Origin of the sequence: Bradyrhizobium canariense, from assembly GCF_018130465.1 — a bacterium.
GTDB lineage: Bacteria > Pseudomonadota > Alphaproteobacteria > Rhizobiales > Xanthobacteraceae > Bradyrhizobium > Bradyrhizobium canariense_C.
In genome coordinates, this window is record NZ_JAFCKJ010000004.1 from 162,541 (window position 1) to 185,531 (window position 22,991).

The 22,991-nt window shown below is 62.8% G+C and carries 20 protein-coding genes and 1 tRNA gene; 5 read left to right on the forward strand and 16 right to left on the reverse strand.

What is annotated here, in order from left to right; all coding sequences use genetic code 11:
• Positions 1-188: 188 nt before the first annotated feature.
• Entirely contained in the window at positions 189-1,133 is a 945-nt protein-coding gene (locus JQ591_RS14045) for an AEC family transporter (RefSeq protein WP_211396598.1), read from the forward strand.
• Between the two features lie 11 nt (positions 1,134-1,144).
• Here JQ591_RS14045 and JQ591_RS14050 read toward each other — a convergent pair whose 3' ends face one another.
• From JQ591_RS14050 to JQ591_RS14060, 3 genes are all read right to left on the reverse strand, one after another.
• Complete coding sequence (locus JQ591_RS14050) at positions 1,145-1,315, reverse strand: hypothetical protein (protein ID WP_211396599.1); 171 nt, start codon at positions 1,313-1,315, stop codon at positions 1,145-1,147.
• Positions 1,316-1,503: 188 nt separating this feature from the next.
• Positions 1,504-2,178 (reverse strand): thiaminase II, encoded by a 675-nt coding sequence (gene tenA / locus JQ591_RS14055; RefSeq protein WP_211396600.1) that lies wholly within the window; start codon positions 2,176-2,178, stop codon positions 1,504-1,506.
• 205 nt (positions 2,179-2,383) lie between these two features.
• Positions 2,384-3,346 carry a DUF4238 domain-containing protein gene (locus JQ591_RS14060; RefSeq protein ID WP_211396601.1) on the reverse strand — a complete coding sequence of 321 codons (963 nt, stop codon included), beginning with the start codon at positions 3,344-3,346 and terminating at the stop codon, positions 2,384-2,386.
• A 514-nt stretch (positions 3,347-3,860) separates the two neighbouring features.
• Between JQ591_RS14060 and JQ591_RS14065 the strand changes: the two genes are divergently transcribed.
• Both JQ591_RS14065 and JQ591_RS14070 read left to right on the forward strand, forming a co-directional pair.
• Positions 3,861-5,024, forward strand: a complete 1,164-nt coding sequence (locus JQ591_RS14065) for a Shedu immune nuclease family protein (RefSeq protein ID WP_211396602.1) — start codon at positions 3,861-3,863, stop codon at positions 5,022-5,024.
• 212 nt (positions 5,025-5,236) lie between these two features.
• Positions 5,237-5,443 carry a hypothetical protein gene (locus JQ591_RS14070; protein WP_211396603.1) on the forward strand — a complete coding sequence of 69 codons (207 nt, stop codon included), beginning with the start codon at positions 5,237-5,239 and terminating at the stop codon, positions 5,441-5,443.
• Positions 5,444-5,647: 204 nt separating this feature from the next.
• On the opposite strand, the gene JQ591_RS14075 is transcribed toward JQ591_RS14070, so the two are convergent.
• Together JQ591_RS14075 and JQ591_RS14080 are read right to left on the reverse strand one after the other, a co-directional pair.
• A tRNA-His gene (locus JQ591_RS14075) sits at positions 5,648-5,724 on the reverse strand.
• Positions 5,725-5,915: 191 nt separating this feature from the next.
• On the reverse strand, positions 5,916-6,347 hold the full coding sequence (locus JQ591_RS14080; RefSeq protein WP_211396604.1) for a phasin: 432 nt from the start codon (positions 6,345-6,347) through the stop codon (positions 5,916-5,918).
• 614 nt (positions 6,348-6,961) lie between these two features.
• Here JQ591_RS14080 and JQ591_RS14085 point away from each other — a divergent pair.
• Complete coding sequence (locus JQ591_RS14085) at positions 6,962-10,474, forward strand: PAS domain-containing protein (protein WP_211396605.1); 3,513 nt, start codon at positions 6,962-6,964, stop codon at positions 10,472-10,474.
• A 111-nt stretch (positions 10,475-10,585) separates the two neighbouring features.
• On the opposite strand, the gene JQ591_RS14090 is transcribed toward JQ591_RS14085, so the two are convergent.
• The 11 genes from JQ591_RS14090 to JQ591_RS14140 form a co-directional block, all read right to left on the reverse strand.
• Positions 10,586-11,758 carry a thiolase family protein gene (locus tag JQ591_RS14090; protein ID WP_211396606.1) on the reverse strand — a complete coding sequence of 391 codons (1,173 nt, stop codon included), beginning with the start codon at positions 11,756-11,758 and terminating at the stop codon, positions 10,586-10,588.
• A gap of 176 nt (positions 11,759-11,934) precedes the next feature.
• Positions 11,935-13,524 carry a phosphoglycerate dehydrogenase gene (gene serA, locus JQ591_RS14095; protein ID WP_211396607.1) on the reverse strand — a complete coding sequence of 530 codons (1,590 nt, stop codon included), beginning with the start codon at positions 13,522-13,524 and terminating at the stop codon, positions 11,935-11,937.
• Positions 13,525-13,643: 119 nt separating this feature from the next.
• Positions 13,644-14,816, reverse strand: coding sequence for a phosphoserine transaminase (locus JQ591_RS14100; protein ID WP_211396608.1), 1,173 nt, complete (start codon positions 14,814-14,816; stop codon positions 13,644-13,646).
• 79 nt (positions 14,817-14,895) lie between these two features.
• Entirely contained in the window at positions 14,896-15,150 is a 255-nt protein-coding gene (locus JQ591_RS14105; RefSeq protein ID WP_349630383.1) for a hypothetical protein, read from the reverse strand.
• A 110-nt stretch (positions 15,151-15,260) separates the two neighbouring features.
• Complete coding sequence (locus JQ591_RS14110) at positions 15,261-15,725, reverse strand: GNAT family N-acetyltransferase (protein WP_211396609.1); 465 nt, start codon at positions 15,723-15,725, stop codon at positions 15,261-15,263.
• Between the two features lie 25 nt (positions 15,726-15,750).
• On the reverse strand, positions 15,751-16,341 hold the full coding sequence (locus JQ591_RS14115; protein WP_211396610.1) for a glutathione S-transferase family protein: 591 nt from the start codon (positions 16,339-16,341) through the stop codon (positions 15,751-15,753).
• A 72-nt stretch (positions 16,342-16,413) separates the two neighbouring features.
• Entirely contained in the window at positions 16,414-17,241 is an 828-nt protein-coding gene (locus tag JQ591_RS14120) for an outer membrane protein (RefSeq protein WP_211396611.1), read from the reverse strand.
• A 167-nt stretch (positions 17,242-17,408) separates the two neighbouring features.
• Positions 17,409-18,236: an outer membrane protein gene (locus JQ591_RS14125; protein ID WP_211396612.1), complete on the reverse strand. Its 828-nt coding sequence runs from the start codon at positions 18,234-18,236 to the stop codon at positions 17,409-17,411.
• 236 nt (positions 18,237-18,472) lie between these two features.
• Complete coding sequence (locus tag JQ591_RS14130) at positions 18,473-19,723, reverse strand: MFS transporter (RefSeq protein WP_211396613.1); 1,251 nt, start codon at positions 19,721-19,723, stop codon at positions 18,473-18,475.
• A 232-nt stretch (positions 19,724-19,955) separates the two neighbouring features.
• Positions 19,956-21,299, reverse strand: a complete 1,344-nt coding sequence (glmM, locus tag JQ591_RS14135; protein WP_211396614.1) for a phosphoglucosamine mutase — start codon at positions 21,297-21,299, stop codon at positions 19,956-19,958.
• Positions 21,300-21,519: 220 nt separating this feature from the next.
• Positions 21,520-21,687: a hypothetical protein gene (locus JQ591_RS14140; RefSeq protein WP_211396615.1), complete on the reverse strand. Its 168-nt coding sequence runs from the start codon at positions 21,685-21,687 to the stop codon at positions 21,520-21,522.
• A 135-nt stretch (positions 21,688-21,822) separates the two neighbouring features.
• On the opposite strand from JQ591_RS14140, the gene JQ591_RS14145 reads away from it, so the two are divergent.
• Positions 21,823-22,959, forward strand: a complete 1,137-nt coding sequence (locus JQ591_RS14145; RefSeq protein WP_211396616.1) for an alpha-hydroxy acid oxidase — start codon at positions 21,823-21,825, stop codon at positions 22,957-22,959.
• Positions 22,960-22,991 lie beyond the last annotated feature (32 nt).

Sequence of the window (22,991 nt, forward strand, 5' to 3'; positions counted from 1 at the left end):
CTCCCGGCAAAAAAAACGCGAAAACAACCCCATGCACAGTAGCCAAGTCCAAGTACCGACTGCGGTTTACGGATCGCGATTTGCGGATTTTACGAAATCGATTTGACCCGTCGGGCAAAACAGTGGCATGATGGCATGATCGAGGATGCGTGGGGTGGTCGGCTGTCTCCCCGTGAGGTGAGGGGCGCATGGCCACAGTGTTGATCGTCGCGCCGGTGTTTGCGCTGATCGCGGCGGGCTATGCCGCGGTGCTGTTCCGGTTCGTCTCCGAGACCGCGCACAAGGGCATCTCCGAATTCGCCTTCAGCATCGCCATCCCCGCTTTGCTGTTCCGCACCATCGTCGTGTCGGAATTTTCCGGCGTCAGCCCCTACAGGATGTGGGGCGCCTATTACGGCGCGCTCGCGCTCACCTGGATCGCGGCGCTGGCGCTCTCGGCGCTGCTGCGGAAGCGGCGCGAGGACCGCGAGGACGGCGTCGTGTTCGCGATCGGCTCGGTCTACGGCAACATCGTGATGCTCGGCATTCCCTTGACGCTCTCGGCGCTGGGCAACGAGGCCGGCGGGCCGATGGCGCTGATCCTGTCGGTGAACACGCCGCTGCTCTGGCTCTGCGGCATCCTGCAAATGGAATGGGTCAGCCGCAAGCAGACCGGCTCGGCGCTGTCGGTGATCCGGCCCGTGCTCGCGGATCTCGCGCGCAATCCGCTGATGCTGGGGATCGGCTTCGGCGTGGTCTGGCGTTTCACCGGCCTCGGCCTCCATCCCGTCGTCGACAGGACCGTCGAGCTGTTGGCGCAGGCGGGATCGCCGGCGGCGCTGATCGCGCTCGGCATCAATCTGTTCCGGTTCGAGGTCAAGGGCGAGATGTTGAGCGTCGTCGTGATGAGCGCGCTCAAACTGCTGGCGATGCCGGCGGCCGCCTTCGTGCTGGCCAAGCTGCTCGACCTGCCGCCGCTCGCGTCCGGCGTCGTCGTGCTGTTCGCGGCAATGCCGACCGGCGCCAACGCGTACATCTTCGCGGTTCAGTACCAGCGGCTGGTGAACCCGGTGTCGGGCGCGGTGGCGCTGGGCACGCTGCTGGCGGCGGTGACGTTGCCGGTGGTGGTGATGATCGTGGCGGGGGTGAGGTAGTTCCGCGCCGCTCAGGCAGCCCAGTCCATGATCGCGTCAATGAAAGTCTGGGCCTGGCGGATCGCGTCCGCCCTCGTCGCGCAGACACCGACCGACACGGTTCGGCCCTTGCCCACGGTCCACCGCCAACCGGATAAATAGCGCATTTCGACGATGGAGAATCTGACGCCGCGATGTTCCACGGAGGACCTCCGCTGACATGTTGCTGTGCGAAAAGACTACGCGAAATGATGAATGCGGTCTAGCGGGGACGGCCGACAGGCGTGGTTTCGGCCAGGCTTTCAGGAATCGTGACGGAAGCTCGGCCCGACAGATCGAGAAGCACTGTCGTGGTCATTGTATCGCCTTCAGGTCACGACTGCCGAAAGGACTATTGAACAGGCCGGCCCGCGCGCCAGCCCATCTCCCAGAAGTCCGCCTCGAGTCGGGTGGCTTCCTTGAAGATCGCAATCAGCTCTGCCTCGCGGGCCGGCGTGGCGTAGAGATCGGCGAGATGCTCCATGTGCGCCCGCGCTCTGGCAGCGACCTCCTGGTACGGCGCGCCGGCGTACTCGGCGATCCAGACGCGATAGGCGTTCGTCGCAGCGTCCGCGAGGGGGAGCGAGGCGAGCCGCGTTGCGATCTCCGCGTACCCGATCACGCAGGGGGCAAGCGCCACCTTGAGTGCCAGCAGGTCGCCGCGCATTCCCGCGTCGAGCACGTAGCGTGTATAGGCCAGCATCTCGGCCGCCGGAGGGGCCTGTTCAAGGTCGGTCGGGGACAGACCCCAATCGGCACAGAGCTTCACATGCAGGTTCATCTCGACATCGAGGATGGCCGAAAGGCCGGCCGCGGCTTCACGCATGTCGGCAAGTCGGGGCGACTTGTAGACCGCGAGCGCGTACGCGCGCGCAAACTCGATGAGGAACAGGTAGTCCTGAACGAGGTAGTGACGAAACGCCGCTTCGGGGAGCGAGCCGTCTGCCAATCCGTTCGTGAAGGGATGCTCGGTGTAGGCCCGCCACTCAACGGATGCTGCTGTCTTGAGACGCTCGAAGAAACTCACGATCTTTTTCGCCCGGCTTGCTTGTCCATGAACGGCTTTGGCTCGCTACCGATAGCGCATTGCGATCCGAGGAGCTACGGTGACCGTGGACAAAACTGGCTTTGATGAGCGTTGCGGACAGGGCACTCCCCGCGTCGACAGTTTTGTGCAGTGTCACCGTAATTCTGCATGATAGAATTCAGTGCACTGTCATCGTAGTTTGAGCTCAATCGCCGTCTTTGGTGGATTTGACCCGAATGGTTGAGATCAAGGCGTATCCCGTAGGCGTCTTGAGTTCGGTGGTTACCGGTTCAACGCGAAAGGACCGATGCTTATTTAGGAAGCGTTCCACCCATTCGTGATGGTCGCGAAAAAAGATGAGTTCTTCTCCGCACCTGGCAATGGCTTGATTTATAGCGCGGACTTCGTTCCGGGAAGGCGTCAGCAGACGACAACGAAAAGCCTTGAATGTTGCGTCCATATTTAGATCCCGCGCATGAAGATCGGGGCGAATACGCAAAGCAATGTCGGGAGCTAGCGGCACCAGCCTGTTGATGATTCTCGGATCGTTAGACGTCTCAATTCCACTTGCGAAATCGCTCGTAAAGAAGGGGCTATCCTTGGCGTATTCGTTAACAACGATATCCCAGGCGGAATTCCCCCAGATGTTCACTCGCTCCATGATTCCATTGATGCCGAGGGCTTGAGGGTACTTCTCGTCGATCGTTGTTTTGATGACCCCACTCTCGATCAACTCGGTATAGCTCTTGCCTCCGAGAGCTTCCGGCGCTCTCGGAATCTCTCCCGATGCGTCGAGGATCTTGCCGGTGGCTTCAACCGTGCTCCTCAAAGGTCCCGAATGTAGCCGCGTGGCTGCCGGCGAGCAGCTCGTTACGTAGGCGGCGAAGCCGGCAACCACGTGGACAGTATCACGACTCGGTTTTCCAGTTCGCAATTCTGCGATTGCGGGATTGTAGTTGGGTTCGACTGTTTTCAAGAACCCTTCGATCGCTCGATCGTTCAGTAGATATTCGTTCGTGCTGCCGTTTTGCACGCGGCAGACATCTTTTGAACTGCATGGAAAAACATGGCCATCGCGCTTGCGAAAGCCGTACATCTGCTTTCCGTCCAGTTCAGGCGAATAGAACTGCCGCAGATGAACCTGCGAAACGTAATGATCGAGAGGCATGGCAGGTTTTATTAGAGAATTTCAGAGGGCGCGGCCTCAAACCAATTAGGCGACTCAACCGGACTATAATTTAAGCATACCTGCTTGCTTAACGAATAAAAGCTCGGGTTGAGAGCGGCGCTTTTGGTTAAACCGCGATGGTGGTTATCGTCGTCATATTCTCGACGACGTAGCGAAGCCGCTCTGCAACGAGTGCTTCCTCCACAGCCCCTTGCGACTGACCAGCTATGGTTCATGTGGAGTTTCGACACTTTCACCGCGCTTCCGAGCGGTTATCTGCCGTCTCGATATTGCCTACGATCTCGACCTCTGTCCGAAAGTCTCCCGCGAACAAGGGACATGAGCGGGAGAAGGAATGGGGGAAATTGTGTATATTATCACAAGCCGCCCCGTTCAGGTCGGGTCGGGCTCGCAAAAGAATACGGCTTCGCGATCAGCTCCAAGGTTAAACGAAACCGACCATCGCTAGCTTGGCCGTGTTGAGCACCGGTCGCGTGTGCAAAGGGGGCGGAATATGAACGGCCAAGACGACTACAACTTCTTTAAGCTTCGGAAGCAAGCCAAGACGTACATTACAAAGGTTTTCCGTTTCAACGCTTGGAATACAGAGCGCGTTCGCCAAGTTAGGATGGTCATCGAAGGAAACGACCGGGTGCATCTCGGCGAGATAGACGGCGTGATGTGCCTTCGCTTGACCGGCGCTGTCCGAAAGACCCAGGTTTCCGCCCTCGTCACCCAAGATGATAAGGAAATAAAACGATTGACCCTGCAAACCTTCAAAACACGCGCTGGCGATTGGATCGAAGCTGTTGAAAAGGAGGAATTCAGCTTCCGCACAGACGAATTCAACCGGCTCCTGAGCTTTCTTCATAAAATTGAGTTTATCGACCTCTCAAACAGCGAAAATTTTCAGATCGAAGATATTTCAACTAAAGCAGGCCCGAAAGCCATCATCGATGCCTCAGATCGCGAGATCGTCAGCCGAATTAAGACAATGACTGAGGCGCAGCGAAACAGCCTCCTTCAAACGCTCCAACAGTCGCTGACACCGGAGGAAATCAATATCCTTCTCGGTCGCAAGCAGGGAATTAAGGAGTACGAAGAGCATATGCAGCTCTTGGATTGGAGCGAGGTACAATGGCAGGACTTTTTTGATCGCGAGCAGTGGGTATTTGGTTATGGTCTCGACTATAGGATGATGCGGCAGTTTGACCGAGAGATGACTGTTGGAGCTGGAGGATCGGACAACAGGAACAAGCCAGTCATCGATTTCCTGATGAGCTTCACCGATTACACAGTCCTCGTTGAGATCAAAACTCCGAGTACACCAATTTTCGCAGCAGGCCGCCGTGGACGTGCGGGCACCTGGGAGTTCAGTAGAGATTTCATGAGCGCCGTCTCGCAAATTATCGAGCAGAAGGCTGAATGGCTTTCTTTCGCGCAAACGGGGGAGCACTACAACAGGTCCGGCACCGAGCATCTGACTGCGCGCACCCGAAACGCCAAAACCATCTTAGTCATTGGATCGAGGGATGAGTTCTCGAAAACAGCCGGGCCAAGGGAAGCCAACATAATGCGCGACACCTTCGAGCTCTTTCGCCGCGAAAGCCGCAGCATCGACATTGTTACGTTTGATGAACTACTCGAACGCGCACGCTTCATTACCCGGAGTCAGTAGCACGCCCCGCGCCGGCACAGAGCGCGCTGGACTTGATGTCCTGTCCCTACACGTCCGACATCGGAAACGGGCGTACAGACGCTCTAATCGAGCCCCTACCCCATCCTAGCACGTGGGACAGACAGGACGAATTTAAGTCTCCCATGGCGTGACATCGAGACAGCAAGTGCTACGATACTCCCCCCTCGATAATCAGACCGAGGGAAATCCCAATGCTTGATCAGAACAACGACTACTCATCCGCGGGTCCGGGCTTCAAGCGCAGGCGGCGGCGAGAACGGCTCGCCTCCGAAGAAATCCCGCACAAGACGAAGAGACCCAAGCCATACCTGGAGAAGCCACAATCCGCAGAAAAGGGAATGATGAAAAGGGAGATATTGGACATCTCGCCTATCCTCTTCGTCACACCGGAGCCCTAAGCAGCGTTGCAAAAGCGCTGTGCTTCCAAAGTCGCACTCTTTATGAAAGCGCCGTGCGAAAACTTTTGATAGACGACCCGGACGCTTTGAATGTTGTGAGGGATTTTTCGACGATCTTCCGAATGCGATAGCCGCGAGCTTATAGCTCCCCGCTACCTAAACGGATCGAACAAACCGCGAGCGATGCTAAATAGTTGATTTGATTGGTACAGTTGGGTGGGCTCGAACCACCGACCTCCTGTTCCACAGACAGGCGCTCTAACCAACTGAGCTACAACTGCATCCTTGCGAGCCGCGCCTCTGGGCGCCCTGAACGGGCTGACCGAGGGGGGCTGGACGGGGCGGAAACTAGGTGCAACGGCCGTTTTTGGCAAGGCCGCAAGACCCGATAATCGCGCCTCAAACAACGTTATTTCCAAAGCAAAACCCGGGCTCTAGGCCCGGGTTTCTAAATTTAAACGACCCAATCCGCTCAGGCGGCGGGGTAGAGCTTCGCGGCAGAGGCCTTGATCGGCTCGGCGGCAGCAGTGGCCGCGCGCTGGGCGATCTCGGCGAGCTCCTTGGCCTGGGCCTGGAAGGTCTCGAGCTGCGTCTTGGAATGGTTGGTCCACAGCGCGAACCCGTCCTGCGGCGACTTCACGCTGAACAGCTCCTGGGTGAAGTCGAGATGGGCCTTGGTGTTGGCCTTCGCGAACTCCATCAGCTTGGCGGTGTATTCGCTCACGCCCTTGTGGGCGGAGGTGAACACGGCCTCGATGGTGCCGTTATGGGTTTCGGCCGCGTCCTTGAACTTGGCGTAGCCCTCGCGTGCCTGCGAAACGCCCTTTTCGGCGAACGCACGCATCTGCTCCGGAACTTCGAACGGAATGACGGAGGCAGAGAATGGATCAGTCGAACCTGTCATGGTTGTCCCTCACGGTAATGGAAAATGGGGTGAGCCTTCTGGCGCGCCCGCCGGGCCCCAATCTGGGCCTGCATTCAGCGGGTACGAAGACCGGATACGCGAAACAAAATGGCTCGCCCAACGCCCGGTAGTATGGCTGCGTATCATGTCAACATTGTGCGGCGCAATGTGATCCGGGGGTGCAATGCAAAATTTAATCTCGGAGAGGATGAGGTTCCCGGGCGGGGGAACCGGTGGTTGAGGTATGGGGTGGCAGGCCGCACTCTCCACACGGGGATTCTGTCCGTCGCGCCCTCGGTGCGTCGTCACGAACCGACCGAGACCTTTTGCTGGGCAACCCCTCTCCCTAACCCTCCCCCGCAAGGGGGGAGGGAACGCACCTTGGTTGGGGCGCGAGCACGGTTCGGTGCGAGGCACGATCCGCCACGCGCGAATCCTGCGGATGCAGCGCCGCTGCGGCTTGCGGGCGCGGCCACATTAAGGTTATCGCGGCTTTAGGCCTTGCCCCGTAGGCTGGGGCCGTGGACCTGCCCGCGCCTGCGGGCGATACTAACCCTTTCTTAAGGCTGCCATTCCGGCAGCCTCATGTGACAGCGAGATTTGAAGCCGGTCGGATGACGAGTTCGGATTTCCAGTTGCGAGGCGTGGGCGATCCCCGGCTGGCCGTGCACGCGACCTCCCCGCTGCCCGCCTGGCTCTGGTCGATCGACGGCACGCGCGTGCTCTGGGCCAACCCGGTCGGCGCAAAACTGTTTGGCGCGGCGCATGCCGCAGCGCTCGCGGACAGGACGTTCGGGCCCGCTGACAGCCACCGCCGCCAGGTCGCCCGGCTCGCCCACCGGCTGCCCGCGAACGGCACCATCCGGCTCGAACGGCTGCGCGGCTTCGGCGCCCGGCTCGGCACGCTGATGACCTGCGCCTGTGCCCGGCTCGACTTCGCCGACGGCAACCATGCTGTCCTCGTCACCGCGATGGACCCGATGCTGCGGACCATGCCGCTGGTCGAACGCCTGCTTCGTCTGGTCGATGGCGCCAAGGTGCCGATGGCGGCGTTCGCACCCGACGGCCTGTTCGTCGGCGCCAGCGAAACGGCCCGCACCCTGCTCGGCTTCCGCGATCTCGGCGAAGCCGGCCTCGAACAGGCGCGCAACGACGCGCTTCGCCAGGGCCGCGCCGAGACGCCGATCGGCATCGGCCAGATGGTGCTGCAGCGGGTTGGCGCAGGGGCCGATATCGGCCTGGTCGCGCTGATCGAGCCTGCCGTGCGGCAGGCGGCGCCTGCGACTGATGATTTCGAACCCGAGGCCGCCCAAGACGTCCCGCGTGAAGACGTCGCGCGTAACGACGTCGCGCGCGAAGACATCGTTCAACCCGAGCCCGCGCCGCCCGCTGCTCCAGCCGCCGCGCCGGAGGATGCGCAACCCGTTCTGTCGAACGAGGCGCCATCCGGAATCGCGCTGTTCGACGCCTTTGCCGAGCCGGTCGAAGCGCCGGAAGCAACCGGGACGATCGCGCCTGCGAGCGAGCCGGCGACAGAGATCGTGACGATCCAGCAAGCAGTCCAGGAAACAGTTCAGGAAGCAATCGAGGACGCGGTCGAAGCCGCGCCCGCCGACGTCGCGCCGAAGACTCCTGCTGAAAACAAGCCTTCTGCTGAAAACAAGACTCCGGTTGAAAACCTGCCCGAAGCCATTGTGTCGCCGCAGGCCGCGCCGATCATTATCGGCATGGTCGAGCCGCCGTCGGGCCAAGAGACGGGACAAGTAGAGCCGCCCGCACCGCGTCAGCATCCGCTGCGCTTCCTCTGGCAGATGGATGCAGAGGGCCGCTTTGTGCTCGCATCCAGCGAGTTCATCCGCCTGATCGGTCCGCGCACCGCCGCCGGTTTCGACCGCCCATGGCGCGAGATCGCCGAGGAGTTCTCGCTCGACCCTGAAAGCCGCGTGGCGCAGGCGCTTGCCAGCCAGGACACCTGGGCCGGGATCACCGTGAACTGGCCGGCCGACGGCGGCGAGCATCTGCCGGTCGAGCTTGCGGGGCTTCCCGTTTATGACGGCGCGCGCAATTTCGCGGGCTTCAAGGGCTTTGGGGTCTGCCGCGATCTCGACGGCCTCAACCGGCTCGATGCGCTCAGGCGTTTTGAGTTGCTGGTCGAACCGCCGGCGCCGCAAAGCCTGTCCGTCGATGCGGTCGAGCCCGAGCCCGAGCCTGAACCGGAGCCTCAGCTAGAGGCGCCGCCTCCGCCGATCGAGCCGCCTGCACCTGAGCCTGAAGCTGAACTGCCCGAACCCACAACCGAAGCGAATTCACCCCCAGCCGATCCGGAAACATCAGTGGAAACGCCTCCCAACGTCCTGCCGTTCCGAGCACCCGGCGACACCAGATCGCCGACGCTGACGCCAGTCGAGAACAGCGCGTTCAACGAGCTGGCCCGGCAATTGTCCGAGCGCCTCGAACGCGACAGGGACACGATCTCGGCATCGTCCGAGCCGCTCGCAGCGGAGATCACGCCCGAACCGTCGATGCAGGAGCCGGAAGCCCCGCACGCGCCGGCCGAGTGGCTGACCGAGCCCGCGCCGCCCGCGCACGGCCACAGCGCGCGCGACCGCGCGCTGCTCGACCTGCTGCCGACGGGCATCCTGATCTATCGGCTCGACCGCCTGCTCTACGCCAACCCCGCCTTCCTCGCGCGCATGGGCTATGCCGGCCTGAGCGCCCTGGAGAACGCCGGCGGGTTAGATGCGCTCTATGTCGAGCCGGGCGTGTCCGCGGCCAGCAGCACGTCGCAAGGCGGCACGCCGGTCACGATCAGCGCGACGCTCGCCAATGGCGAAGAGCCGCTGCCGACCACCGAGGCGCATCTGCACACGATCGACTGGGACGGCGAGAGCGCGCATGCGCTGATCTGCGCGCTGCCCCATCCTGCACCTGTCGTGGCAGCGCCCGTCGTCGCCGAGACCATCGTCGCCGAGACCATTGCCCCGGAGGCCTTCTTCGCGCCCGAGCCCGAGGTCGGCGAGGCCGACGCGGAAGATCTCGCCGCGATCCTCGACACCACGGCCGAGGGCATCGTCATGTTCGACGCCGAAGGCAACATCCACGCCTGCAACCGCAGCGCCGAAGCGCTGTTCGGCTATGACGGCGAGACGCTGATGCAGCAGAATCTGGTGACGCTGTTCGCGCCGGAGAGCCAGCATGTCGTCATCGACTATCTGGAAAACCTCAAGAGCCAGGACATCGCGAGCCTGCTCGACCACGGCCGCGAGGTGCTGGGGCGCGAGAAGAAGGGCGGCGTCATTCCGCTCGCGATGATCATGGGCCGCACCAGGCCCGACGGCCCGAACTTCTTCGCCGTGTTCCGCGACCTGTCGCAGAGCAAGCAGGGCGAGAGCGAGCTAACGCAGGCCCGCCGCCTCGTCGACGGCGCGGCGAATGCCAAGGCCGACATGCTGGCGCGGATCAGCCACGAGATCCGCACGCCGCTCAACGCCATCATCGGCTTTTCAGAGGTGATGATCTCGGAGCGCTTCGGCACGCTCGGCAACGAGCGCTACGGCGAGTACATGAAGGACATCCGCGCGTCCGGCGAGCGCGTCATCGCCATCATCGACGATCTGCTCGAGCTGTCGCGGATCGAGACCGGCAAGCTCGACCTCAACTTCGCCAACCTCAGCCTCAACGATCTGGTCGAGGCCTGCGTGGTCGTGATGCAGCCGCAGGCCAATCGCGAGCGCATCATCATCCGCACCTCGCTCGGCCATGCGCTGCCGCAGGTGAACGTGGATGCGCGCGCGATGCGGCAGATCACCATGAATTTGATTTCCAACTCGATCCGGCTTGCCAGCGCCGGCGGCCAGGTCATCGTCTCGACCGCGCTCTCCGACCGCGGCGAGGTCGCACTTCGGATCCGCGACACCGGCCATGGCCTCACCGAGCGCGAAGTCGCCGCCGCGATGGAGCCGTTCCGCACCCCGCCGCCCGGCGATGCCGAGGATAATTCGGCGCTGAGCCTGTCGCTGACCAAGGCCCTGGTCGAAGCCAACCGGGCCCGGTTCAACATCAAGAGCGCAGGCCATTCCGGCACGCTGATCGAAGTGGTGTTCACACCGGCGCTGGCGGGCGCGTAGGGCTCACCCCATCGCCGGGACGACCCGCGTAAAGAGAGTTCGCACACTACAAACCACCCAAACAAAAAGGGCACGGCTTGCGCCGTGCCCTCACGCATTCATGCGCCTTGATCAGCTGTAGATCTCGAACAGGCCCGCGCCGCCCTGCCCGCCGCCGATGCACATCGTCACGACGCCCCACTTGGCCTTGCGGCGAGCGCCTTCCTGGAGGAGGTGGCCGGTGAGGCGCGCCCCGGTCATGCCGAAGGGATGGCCGATCGCGATCGAGCCGCCGTTGACGTTGTACTTGGCGGGATCGATGCCGAGCTTGTCGCGCGAGTAGAGGCACTGGCTGGCGAACGCCTCGTTGAGCTCCCAGAGATCGATGTCGTCGATCTTCAGGCCGGTGCGCTTGAGCAGCTTCGGGATCGCGAACACCGGACCGATGCCCATCTCGTCGGGCTCGCAGCCCGCGGTCGCCCAGGCGACGAAGCGGCCGAGCGGCTTCAGGCCGCGCTTCTCGGCGTCCTTGGCCTCCATCAGCACGACGGCGGCGGCGCCGTCGGAGAGCTGGCTGGCATTGCCGGCGGTGACGAACTTGCCGGGGCCCTTCACCGGCTCGAGCTTGGCGAGACCTTCCAGCGTGGTCTCGGGGCGATTGCATTCGTCGCGATCGACGACGTAATCGACGATCGATTCCGCCTTGGTCTGCTTGTCGACGACCTTCATCTTCGTCTTCATCGGGACGATCTCGTCCTTGTACTTGCCCGCCTGCTGGGACGCCGCCATGCGACGCTGCGATTCCAGCGAGAACTCGTCCTGGTATTCGCGGCTGAGCTTGTAGCGCTCGGCGACGATGTCGGCGGTGTCGATCATCGCCATGAAGATATCGGGGGCAACCTTGAGCAATTCCGGATCGATCGATTCCTTCGGCGTGCCGCCGCCCGGAATCGAGATGCTCTCGACGCCTCCGGCGACGATGCAATCAGCGCCGTCGGAGCGGATCGAATTGGCGGCCATCGCGATGGTCTGGAGTCCCGACGAGCAGAAGCGGTTCACCGAGACGCCGGCGGTGGTCGTCGGCAGGCCCGCGAGCAGCGCGGCCTGGCGGCCGATGTTCGGCGCGCCATGGGCGCAATTGCCGAGATAGCAATCCTCGACATAGTCCTTCTCGACGCCGGCGCGGTCGACCGCGTGGTGGATGGCGTGCGCGGCCAGCGACATCGGCGGCGTGATGTTGAACCCGCCGCGGCCGGATTTTGCGAGGCCCGTGCGCGCATAGGAAACGATGACGGCTTCACGCATTGTCTTCTCCCTTTTCGAACGATTTTGACCGGAGCGTCGGTCGAGGTCTTCTCGGCGCCATTGGTACACAAAGTTTGCGGGCCGCGGGGAAAATATGGCGCCGCGCGAGGAGCAAACAAAAACGCCGCCCTCGCGAGAGGGCGGCGTTGTTCCGCGGGTCGGAATATGTCGGCGTATCAGAACGTCAGCGCCTTGACCTGCTTGACCTGCGGCAGCGCCTGCACCTTGGCGAGCAGATCGGCCGGCACCGCGCCGTCGACCTCGATCAGCGCGATGGCATCGGAGCCCGGCGCGACGCGGCCGAGATGGAAGGTCGCGATGTTGATCTTGGCATCGCCGAGCAGGCTCGCGAACTTGCCGATGAAGCCCGGCTTGTCCTCGTTGGTCACGTAGATCATCGACTTGCCGAACTCGGCGTCGACGCGGATGCCCTTGATGTCGACGAGGCGCGGCTTGCCGTCGGCATAGACGGTGCCCGAGACCGACCGCTCCTGCCGCTCGGTGGTGACGGTGACGGTGATCAGGCTTTCATAGTCGCTCTGGGCGGCACGGACGATCTCGTCCACCACCATGCCGCGCTCCTTGGCGACGACGGGCGCGGAGACGACGTTGACCTCGCCCAGCATCGGCCGCAGCAGGCCCGACAGCACGGCGGAGGTGATCGCCTTGATCTTCATCTCGGCGACGTGGCCTTCATAGGTGATCTCGACCTTGAGGATGCCGCTTTCGGTGAGCTGGCCGGCAAACGAGCCGAGCTTTTCGGCGAGCGTGATGAACGGCTTCAGCTTCGGCGCCTCTTCCGCCGTGATCGAGGGGAAGTTGACGGCATTCGAGATCGCCCCGGTGAGCAGGTAATCCGACATCTGCTCGGCGACCTGAAGCGCGACGTTCTCCTGCGCTTCGGTGGTGGAGGCGCCCAGATGCGGCGTGCAGATCACGTTGGGATGACCGAACAGCACGTTCGCGGTGGCGGGCTCCTCGACGAAGACGTCGAACGCGGCGCCCGCGACGTGCTTGGAATTCAAAGCATCGACCACGGCCTGCTCGTCGACGAGGCCGCCGCGGGCGCAGTTGATCAGGCGCACGCCCTTCTTCATCTTGGCGATCGCGGCCGCGTCGATGATGTTCTTGGTCTTCTCGGTGAGCGGGGTGTGCAGGGTGATGAAGTCGGCGCGCTTCAAGAGATCGTCGAGATCGACCTTCTCGACGCCGATGTCCCTGGCGCGCTCCGGCGACAGGAACGGATCGAACGCGATCACCTTCATGCGCAGGCCGAGCGCGCGGTCAGCGACGATCGAGCCGATGTTGCCGCAGCCGACGACGCCGAGCACCTTGCCGGTGATCTCGACGCCCATGAAGCGGTTCTTCTCCCACTTGCCGGCCTGGGTCGAGGCGTCCGCCTGCGGAATCTCGCGCGCCAGCGCCAGCATCAGGGTGATGGCGTGCTCGGCGGTCGTGATCGAATTGCCGAACGGCGTGTTCATCACGATGATGCCCTTGGCCGTGGCGGCGGGAATCTCGACGTTGTCGACGCCGATGCCGGCGCGGCCGATCACCTTGAGCTTGGTCGCCTTCTCGAGAATCTTCGCTGTCGCCTTGGTCGCCGAGCGGATCGCAAGGCCATCGTAATTGCCGATGATCTCGGCGAGCTTGTCCTTGTCCTTGCCGAGGTTGGGCTGGAAGTCGACCTCGACGCCGCGGTCTTTGAAGATCTGCACGGCGGCGGGAGAGAGCGCGTCGGAAATGAGAACTTTGGGCTTGGTCATGGGACTAATCCTCTACCTGCCCTGCGAAAGAGGGCGGCGTTCGACCGGAATAGGTTGATGTCGCGGAGCGATGTCTTCTCCCTCTCCCCGTCAGAACGGGGAGAGGTCAGGAAAAAGAACTAGGCCGCCTTGGCGAGTTGCGCCTTGGTCTCGGCAAAAGCCCAGTCGATCCACTGCGTCAGCAGCTCGACGTCCTTGGCCTCGACGGTCGCACCGCACCAGATGCGCAGGCCGGCCGGCGCATCGCGGTAATACGCGAAGTCGTAGCCCGCGCCTTCCTTCTCGACCAGCGCCACCAGCTTCTTAGAGAAGTCGGCCTGCGCGTCCTCGGAGAGCGAGGTGAGCGCGGGATCGGTGAACTTCAGGCACACCGACGTGTTGGAGCGGATCGCGGCGTCCTTGGCGAGGAAGTCGATCCAGGGCGTCTTCGCCTTCCAGTCGGCGAGCACCTTGGTGTTGGCGTCGGCGCGCGCGATCAGCGCCTTCAGGCCGCCGATCGACTTGGCCCAGTTCAGCGCGTCGAGATAATCCTCGACGCAGAGCATCGACGGCGTGTTGATGGTCTCGCCGACGAAAATGCCTTCGTTGATCTTGCCGCCCTTGGTCATGCGGAAAATCTTCGGCAGCGGCCAGGCCGGCTTGTAGGTTTCGAGCCGCTCCACCGCGCGGGGCGACAGGATCAGCATGCCGTGCGCGGCTTCGCCGCCGAGCGCCTTCTGCCAGGAGAAGGTGACGACGTCGAGCTTGGCCCAGTCGAGGGCTTGCGCGAACGCGGCCGAGGTGGCGTCGCAGATGGTCAGACCTTCGCGGGTCGCGCTGATCCAGTCGGCATTCGGCACGCGCACGCCCGAGGTGGTGCCGTTCCAGGTGAAGACGACGTCGGACTTCGGATCGACCTTTGAGAGGTCAGGGATTTCACCGTAAGCCGCGTTGAGCTTGGTGACGTCCTTGAGCTTCAATTCCTTGACGATGTCGCTGACCCAACCCTCGCCGAAGGATTCCCAGGCGAGCGTGGTGACGGGCTTTGCCCCGAGCAGCGACCACAGCGCCATCTCGACCGCGCCGGTATCGGAGGCCGGCACGATGGCGATGCGATAATCGGCGGGCACTTCAAGCACTTCGCGCGTCAAATCGATCGCGAGCTTGAGCTTGGTCTTGCCGACCTTCGCGCGATGCGAACGGCCGAGCGCTGCGTCCTTGAGATTTTGGGCATTCCATCCGGGGCGCTTGGCGCAGGGGCCGGAGGAAAAATGCGGCACGTTCGGCCGCGAAGCGGGCTTCGCTACAGTCATAGTCTACCCTTCCAGATAGTAAGCCTCCCGTTGGGGGGAGGTGTCCCGCCGCGGCTGATACGGGAAACGGGAAGAGTCGTCAAGGAAGTTCCGGGGCCTCACGCGCGAGTGATGGCGCCTCCGGCGCGATATCCGGGGCTTCGACCACGGCAAGCGCGTTCAGCAAGCCCGTGGCATCGCTGATCAATTGCGCGGCACGGCGGCGGCTGCCGACTTTCAAAATGCATTTGTCATTAGCCTGCACGACGTAGTCGTTGCCGACCTTGATCATCGAATAGCTTGTCATCGAAATCCCCGAACCGACCGAGCCCGGTTTCAGACGCTCGCGTAGCACCGTTCGTTCCTGGTTCCACGAGAACGTCGAATGGGTAGTTTATCAGCTCTTAATATGAACGTACGCGCGATCCGATTTCGCTGATCGCGCAACGCTCGCGGCGCGCTGCCTCAAAAGCGGACAGTCATGCCGACGTGACTCGCTGCAAATCCGAGTCGCTTGTAGAAGCGCTGCGCATCTGTTCGCGTTTGATGCGTCAGCAATTCGACGAGATTGCAGCCGCGCGCTTTCGCTTCCGTCACCGCCCATTGCACCAATTGCTCGCCGATGCCGCGGCTGCGGCAATCGGAAGCAACGCGCACGTCTTCGAGCAGACCGCGCATGCCGCCCTGCGAGCTGAGACCCGGCAGGATCGCGAGTTGCAGGCAGCCGACCACCCTGCCGTCGCTCTCGGCGACCACGAGCTGGAGATTTTGATCGCGCTCGACCCGCGAGAATGCCTCGTAATAGGACGCAGGCAACGGATCTTCCACGCGCTCGCGCGCGCTCCCGAGACGATCGTCGGCGAGCATCGCCACGATCGCAGCAACATCCTCGCGGCGCGCGGGACGAATGGAGACGGATTCGGCGTTCATTGCGATACTCCTGCCTCAGCGCGCATCAGCACGCCTTGGAAAGGCCGAGAAAGGCCTCGGCCTCGGCGATCCAGCGGCGAACGGCAGCAAAGCGGCCGAGATCGAAGCCGCCTTCATGCGCAACGCGGGTATAGGCGAGCAGTGACACCTCAGCGAGCGAAACCGCATCGCCGGCGAGGAAGCGGCTGCCGGCGAGATGCTGCTCCATGCGGTCGAGAGCCGCATAGCCGCGCTTGACCTTTTCAGGATCGAGCTCGGAGGCGTCCTTGCCGAGATAGACGAGCTGGAAGCGGCACACCGCGATATAGGGTTCGTGGCTGTACTGTTCCCAGAACAGCCATTCGTCCATCTTGGCGGCAGTGAATGCATCGCGCGGAATGAGCGCACTGTCGCGCGCGAGATAGCGGATGATGGCATTGGACTGCGCCAGCGTGCGACCGTCGTCGAAGGCGACGGTGGGCACCTGGCCTGCGCCGTTCATCTCGAGGAATTGCGCCGTGCGGGTCTCGCCCTTGCGGGTATCGATTTCGATCCACTGGTAAGGCAGCGCGAGCTTGTCGCAGACCCACTTCACCTTCAGACAATTGCCGGAATTGGTATCGCCGTAGATCCGCATCGCTGCCCCCGCGCGTTCAGCGACAGAGCATCAGGACGGAGGCGGCCTGTCAATCGGCGCCGCGCAGGCGCTTCAGAATTTGTAGCCGAGACCGGCGCGGACGGTGTTGATGCTGGTGTCGACCGCCGAGCTGAAGCGGATATATTCGTACTCGCCGCGGAAGAACAGGCCGCCGACCAGATTGACGTCGACACCGAGACCAGCGGTGTAGCCGTAGATCAAATGGTTATGCTGGGCGTCTGTCGAACTCAGCGGCGCGAGCGGGGTATAGGTACCGAGCTGGGTCGCGCTGATGCGGTCCTGCACATTGGCCGTGCGGATGATGTCCGCATTCCCGAGTGCGAGGCCCGCGAACATGTAGGGCAGGAAGCATCCCCAGGCGTAAGCGGCGCGGCCGCGGAATGTCGCCATGTCGCTGATGTTGATCGACGACGTGGAGGTCGCCGTGACATCGTGAAAATTGCCGTCGGACAGGGCGGTGGCGCTGACCCGCCGCTCCGAGGCTGACGCCGTTCCACCGAACTTGCCGTGCAGGTAGCTGAATTCAAGTCCGAGTACGACATCGTCCCACTGGGCATTGTAGCCGACGAAAGCACCGTAGCCGCTGGTGCGCTGTGAAGCCTTGCCAAGTCCGAGATTCCACTGCGATACGCCCATCGAACTTTCGATCAAGGTATCGGCCAACAATGCCGCCATCATGTTGCTGGTCGAGCCGTTGAAGTTCTCGTCCGACGAGCCATAGCCGCCCTGGGCGCCGACATAGCTTCCCTGCCAGTTGACGTTGGACTTGCTCAAGCCGTCGGTGAAGCTGCCGCGCAAGATGGGCAGGTCAGAGAGATCGGCCGCGTGCGCGGCAGAGACCGTCCCCAACATCGCCGCCGCCAACAAAAACCTACGCATCGAACGCTCCATCGAACTCGAACTTTCGCTCGTGATCATGGCCCGTTAACCTTAACCAATGGTTGCGTCGGAGCCTTTCGTCACCGCTCGCCATGAAAAATACGCAAAGCAAAACGGCGCGGGATGATCCCGCGCCGTTAATAAGTCCTAACCGATCAGGCTGACGATCAGCCCTTGGTGACGAGCGGCGGCATGTAAGCCGGCGGGCTGTTGAGATCCCAGCGCACGCCGAGCTTGACGTCGTGCGAGGTGAGCTCCTTGATCTTGATCGTGGACGGACCCGAGGCGCTGTTGTCAAACAAGCGATAGTTGCCGGGCGCCGCGTCGCCGAGGTTCATGTAGCTGTAGGCCAGTTCGACGGTGAACCCGGGATTGACCTTGTAGGCGAGACCGGCGTGGGCGGCCCAGGCGAGGTTCCACTTTCCGTTGTCGGCGAAGTAAGCGACGCTGTTGTTGAGCCCCGGGCTGTATGACACACCGTCGTCGCGGAAGCCGCTGATCTTGTTGTAAGAGCCGCCGACACCGGCGCCGATGAACGGGGTGATGCACCACCAGGTGCCGAGATCGACATAGGCATTCGCCATGACGACCCACTCGGACTTGCTGCCGCTGTAATTGTTGGAGCCGACGAAGCCGGGTGCAATGACGTTGTCCGCACCGTGCAGGTTGGCCTTGCCGCGGTACTGACCGATCACGTCGGTACGGAACCAGTTGTTGAAGCGATAGCCGACGCCGAGATCGAACAGCGGCGAAGAGTCGAAGCCGAGTCCCTCCGTCGTCCTTGTGGCCCCCGGCGCTATGACAGCATCGATGCGCTTGGCGCTCTGGTTGGTCATGCCGACGTCGCCGCGCAGATACCAGCCACCGAAGTCGGAAGGCGGCGGGGGCGGCGCGTACATCGGAGGGGGCGCCGCGATCGGCATATCGGCGGCGAACGCCATCGAGGAAATCAGGGATGCCGCACCCGCGGCAAGGAGAGACTTAACGCTACGCATTGGCTTCGTCCTTTTGGCCGGTGAGGCAAATACGGCGCCTCACGTTCTGGAAACTCACGGCCCGGACGATGGCAGCAAATGTTTAAGCGCCACTTAACCCTAATTTTTAAGGTTGATTTTTTCTCAACTCACACGCGCGTGCGCCGCGAGCGTTGCAAAAATGCAGCGCCAAATGCGACGCCTTCGCCGCATTTCCTAACGATGTATGAAGCCGCGTTGCAGCAAGACAGGATATGTTAACGCGCGTGCCGCGGCAGCTTGGGCAGGAACACCGCAAGCAGGCCGATCGCCGGCAGATAGGCGCAGACCTGGTAGACGAACTCGATCGAGGTGTGGTCGGCGAGCTTGCCGAGCACGGCGGCGCCAAGGCCGCCGATGCCGAAGGCGACACCGAAAAACACGCCGGAGATCATGCCGAAGCGATGCGGTACCAGCTCCTGCGCGAACACGATGATCGACGACGTCGTCGAGGAGATGATCAGGCCGATGATCACGGACAGCACCGCGCTCGCATAGAGCCCGGCATAGGGCAGCGCCAGCGTGAACGGCAGCGCCCCCAGGATCGAGATCCAGATCACGATCTTGCGGCCGAAGCGATCGCCCAAGGGACCGCCGAGAAAAGCGCCGACCGCGTTCGCCGCGAGGAAAATGAAGAGATACATCTGCGCCGCCTGGGTCGACACGCCAAAGCGGTCGATCAGATAGAAGATGTAGTAGCTCGACAGGCTCGATACGTAGAGCTGTTTCGAGAACAGCAGCGCGACCAGCACGAGGAGTGCAACGACGACGCGACGCGAACCCGGCGCGTCGGGATGGGCTTGAGCCACCGCGGTCTTCTTCGCCTTGATCTGCGGTTCGTACCAGCGGCCGATGCGCCAGAGGATGAGGATCGCGAGGAAGGCGATCGAGGAGAACCAGGCGATGCTGCCCTGCCCGAACGGCACGACGATGAGTGCGGCGAGCACCGGTCCCATCGAGGTGCCAAAACTGCCGCCGAGCTGGAACACCGATTGCGCAAAACCGTAGCGGCCGCCCGACGCCAGCCTCGCGATGCGCGCGGATTCGGGATGAAACACCGCCGAGCCGAGACCGACCAGCGCGGCAGCGACGAGGATGACGAGATATTGGTGGGCGGCGCTGAGCAGCAACAGACCGAAGAAGGTCGAGGCCATGCCGATCGACAGCGAATAGGGCTGCGCCTTCTTGTCGGTGTAGTGGCCGACCACCGGCTGGAGCAGCGAGGCCGTGAACTGGAAGGCCAGCGTGATCATGCCGATCTGCGCGAAGTCGAGCGCATAGGTGTCCTTCAGGATCGGATACACCGAGGCGATCAGCGACTGCATGGTGTCGTTGAGGAAGTGCGAGAAGCTGATGCCGGCAAGCACGACATAGGCCGGCCCTGCGGCCGCGGTGGCGGCGGGCGTCACGTCGCTGACGACGACGGACTCGGTCAGCGTTTCCTCTGAGACGACGACAGGCTTGTTCACTGGAATATCCCGGCGGGCGCGGCGAACCGCCGCATCCGCTAGTTACGATGCAATCAGTGGCCGAACCATCGCCATTCGTCGATGGCTGGGATGCGCTTCGCTCTCCCCGTCTGTGGGGGTTCGTAGCCCGGATGGAGCGCAGCGCAATCCGGGGCGTTTCGCCTGTTGCACGAATCCCGGATTTCGCTGCGCTCCATCCGGGCTACGATCGCGCTCCGCGAAGCGATCAGGCTTACGCCGCGGCCTGCCCGAGCGCCGAGACGATGGCGTCGACGACGTCCTCGACCAGAATGCGGTCCTCGCCCTCGCCCATGACGCGGATCACCGGCTCGGTACCGGAGGAGCGGATCAGCAGGCGGCCGTGGCCGTTGAGCCGCTGCTCGCCGTCGGAGATCGCCGATTTGACGTCGGAATTGTCGAGCGGCTTGCCGCCCTTGTGACGGACGTTCTTCAGGATCTGCGGCAGCGGATCGAAGCGGTGGCAGACTTCCGACACCGGCCGGCGCAGCTTCTGCACCACGGCAAGCACCTGCAATGCGGCAACGAAGCCGTCGCCGGTGGTGGCGTAGTCGGACAGGATGATGTGGCCGGACTGCTCGCCGCCGAGATTGTAGCCGCCGTTCAGCATCTGCTCGAGCACGTAGCGGTCGCCGACCGGCGTGCGCACGAGTTCGAGCCCCTGACCATTGAGGAAGCGTTCGAGTCCGAGGTTCGACATCACGGTGGCGACGATGCCCGCTCGCGACAGCCGGCCGTCTTCCTTCCAGCTCTGCGCGATCACCGCGAGCAGCTGGTCGCCGTCGACGATGTGGCCGCGCTCGTCGACCAGGATGACGCGATCGGCGTCGCCGTCGAGCGCGATGCCGATGTCGGCGCGCATCTCGCGGACCTTCTTCGACAGAGCTTCCGGCGAGGTGGAGCCGCATTCCTTGTTGATGTTGAAGCCGTCGGGCTCGACGCCGATCGGAATCACGTCGGCGCCCAGCTCCCACAGCGCTTCCGGCACCACCTTGTAGGCGGCGCCATTGGCGCAATCGACCACGACGCGCAGGCCGTCGAGCGACAGATCGCGCGGCAGCGTGCGCTTGGCGAATTCGATGTAGCGGTCATGCACGCCGTCGATGCGGCGGGCGCGGCCGAGACTGGCGCTCTGGGCGAGACGCTTGTCGATGGGCTCGTCGAGCAGCTGCTCGATCTGCTTCTCGACGTCGTCGGAGAGCTTGAAGCCCTGCGGGCCGAACAGCTTGATGCCGTTGTCCTCGAACAGATTGTGCGAGGCGGAGATCATCACGCCGAGATCGGCGCGCATCGACTTGGTCAGCATCGCAACCGCCGGCGTCGGCATCGGGCCGACCAGCAGCACATCCATGCCGACCGAGGTGAAGCCCGCGACCATCGCGTATTCGATCATGTAGCCGGACAGGCGAGTGTCCTTGCCGATCACGACCCGGTGGCGGTGGTCACCGCGCTGAAACGCAAGGCCCGCGGCCTGGCCGACCTTGAGCGCGAGCTCCGGCGTGATCAGTCCGTTGGCGCGGCCCCGGATCCCGTCCGTCCCGAAATATTTGCGGCTCATATCGTCCCCCACGCAACAACCAGGAATCCCCAATACAACCTCCGGGTGCCCTGGCGGGACCCGCATCCCTGATTTGCTGAGATCTTATAAAGCCATCGCGGCTAACTTGGCTTCAAAAAATATGATGAATCATTACGGAACCGGGCACGCCCGAGCGCCGATAACGTCTTGTTAACATTATATTTCCGGCGAAAACGCCGGAACAGGACGGAACCTGCTCCTAGCCGGAGCGCTTCACGTGGCCGTCCCCGCGGCTCGGCGCCGGCTGGGTGACGTTGACAGGATCGGAGCCCGGAAAGGTCTCTTCCAGACCTTCTTCCAGCGCTTCCTCGAGATCACGCTTCTCCTTGATCTCTTCCGGCGTCGGTCCGGTGTGCGGCCTCGTCATGGCGCCCTCCTCTCCACAAAGGATTTGCAAACGATTTGGCTGTGCATCCAACCATGCTAGATGACCCCTCGATCTTCCGATGCAAGACTTCCGACGCAAGACACTTCCGATACAAGACGGGCCGGGGAAACGTTCATGAAGCACATCACCTGTATCGACGATCTTCGCACACTGCATCAGCGCCGCGTGCCGAAGGCGTTCTTCGATTATTGCGACCGCGGCTCCTACGCCGAGGAAACGCTGCGCGCCAACCGCGATGACATGCAGGCGATCAAGTTCCGCCAGCGTATCCTGGTCGACGTCTCCAACCGCGACACCGCGACCACGATCCTCGGCGAGCCCTCGACCATGCCGCTGATGCTCGCGCCGGTGGGCCTGCTCGGCATGCAGCATGGCGATGGCGAGATCCATGCCTGCCGCGCCGCGCAAGCCGCCGGGATCCCGTTCACGCAGTCGACGATGTCGATCTGCTCGATCGAGGACATCGCGGCCAATGTCGAGAAGCCATTCTGGTTCCAGCTCTACGTGATGAAGGACCGCGGCTTCATCAAGGCGCTGATCGAGCGCGCGATCGCGGCGAAATGCTCCGCGCTGGTGCTGACCGTCGATCTCCAGGTCATCGGACAGCGCCACCAGGACATCAAGAACGGCATGACGGTTCCGCCGGAATGGTCGCTGTCGAAGCTGATCGATTTTGCCACCAAGCCGGCCTGGGTGTCGGGCGTGCTCCAGGGCAAGCGCCGCACCTTCGGCAATCTTGCCGGTCATCTGAAGATCAGCGACGACATCACGTCGCTGTCGACCTGGATTAACTCGCAGTTCGACACCTCGCTGAACTGGAAGGACATCGAGTGGATCCGCAGCATCTGGCCGGGCAAGCTGGTGCTGAAGGGCATCCTCGACGTCGAGGACGCCGAGCTCGCCGCGAAAACCGGCGCGCAGGCGATCGTGGTCTCCAACCATGGCGGCCGTCAGCTCGACGGCGCGCCGTCATCGATCGAGGTGCTGCCCGAGATCGCCGACGCGGTCGGTGACAAGATGGAGATCATGTTCGACGGCGGCATCCGCTCCGGCCAGGACGTGATGCGCGCGCTCGCGCTCGGCGCAAAGTCCTGCATGATCGGCCGCGCCTACGCCTATGGCCTGGGCGCCGGCGGCCAGGCCGGCGTCGCCAAGGCGATCGAGCTCATCCAGAAGGAGCTACTCACCACCATGGGCCTGTGCGGCGTCAACAGGATCGACGAGATCGACGATCATATCATTGCGATGTGATCGCCATATGTGGTGAAAAGCAGCCGCTTCAA

Excerpts from the sequence above, each read along its gene's own strand:
- JQ591_RS14115 (WP_211396610.1), bottom strand. The coding sequence starts at position 16,341 with ATGCGGATCTACGGCGATACCAATTCCGGCAATTGTCTGAAGGTGAAG.
- JQ591_RS14060 (WP_211396601.1), bottom strand. The coding sequence starts at position 3,346 with ATGCCTCTCGATCATTACGTTTCGCAGGTTCATCTGCGGCAGTTCTAT.
- JQ591_RS14140 (WP_211396615.1), bottom strand. The coding sequence starts at position 21,687 with ATGACGAGGCCGCACACCGGACCGACGCCGGAAGAGATCAAGGAGAAG.
- JQ591_RS14120 (WP_211396611.1), bottom strand. The coding sequence starts at position 17,241 with ATGCGTAGGTTTTTGTTGGCGGCGGCGATGTTGGGGACGGTCTCTGCC.
- JQ591_RS14085 (WP_211396605.1), top strand. The coding sequence starts at position 6,962 with ATGACGAGTTCGGATTTCCAGTTGCGAGGCGTGGGCGATCCCCGGCTG.
- JQ591_RS14145 (WP_211396616.1), top strand. The coding sequence starts at position 21,823 with ATGAAGCACATCACCTGTATCGACGATCTTCGCACACTGCATCAGCGC.
- JQ591_RS14070 (WP_211396603.1), top strand. The coding sequence starts at position 5,237 with ATGCTTGATCAGAACAACGACTACTCATCCGCGGGTCCGGGCTTCAAG.
- JQ591_RS14090 (WP_211396606.1), bottom strand. The coding sequence starts at position 11,758 with ATGCGTGAAGCCGTCATCGTTTCCTATGCGCGCACGGGCCTCGCAAAA.
- JQ591_RS14125 (WP_211396612.1), bottom strand. The coding sequence starts at position 18,236 with ATGCGTAGCGTTAAGTCTCTCCTTGCCGCGGGTGCGGCATCCCTGATT.
- JQ591_RS14045 (WP_211396598.1), top strand. The coding sequence starts at position 189 with ATGGCCACAGTGTTGATCGTCGCGCCGGTGTTTGCGCTGATCGCGGCG.
- JQ591_RS14065 (WP_211396602.1), top strand. The coding sequence starts at position 3,861 with ATGAACGGCCAAGACGACTACAACTTCTTTAAGCTTCGGAAGCAAGCC.
- JQ591_RS14100 (WP_211396608.1), bottom strand. The coding sequence starts at position 14,816 with ATGACTGTAGCGAAGCCCGCTTCGCGGCCGAACGTGCCGCATTTTTCC.
- glmM (WP_211396614.1), bottom strand. The coding sequence starts at position 21,299 with ATGAGCCGCAAATATTTCGGGACGGACGGGATCCGGGGCCGCGCCAAC.
- serA (WP_211396607.1), bottom strand. The coding sequence starts at position 13,524 with ATGACCAAGCCCAAAGTTCTCATTTCCGACGCGCTCTCTCCCGCCGCC.
- JQ591_RS14110 (WP_211396609.1), bottom strand. The coding sequence starts at position 15,725 with ATGAACGCCGAATCCGTCTCCATTCGTCCCGCGCGCCGCGAGGATGTT.
- JQ591_RS14080 (WP_211396604.1), bottom strand. The coding sequence starts at position 6,347 with ATGACAGGTTCGACTGATCCATTCTCTGCCTCCGTCATTCCGTTCGAA.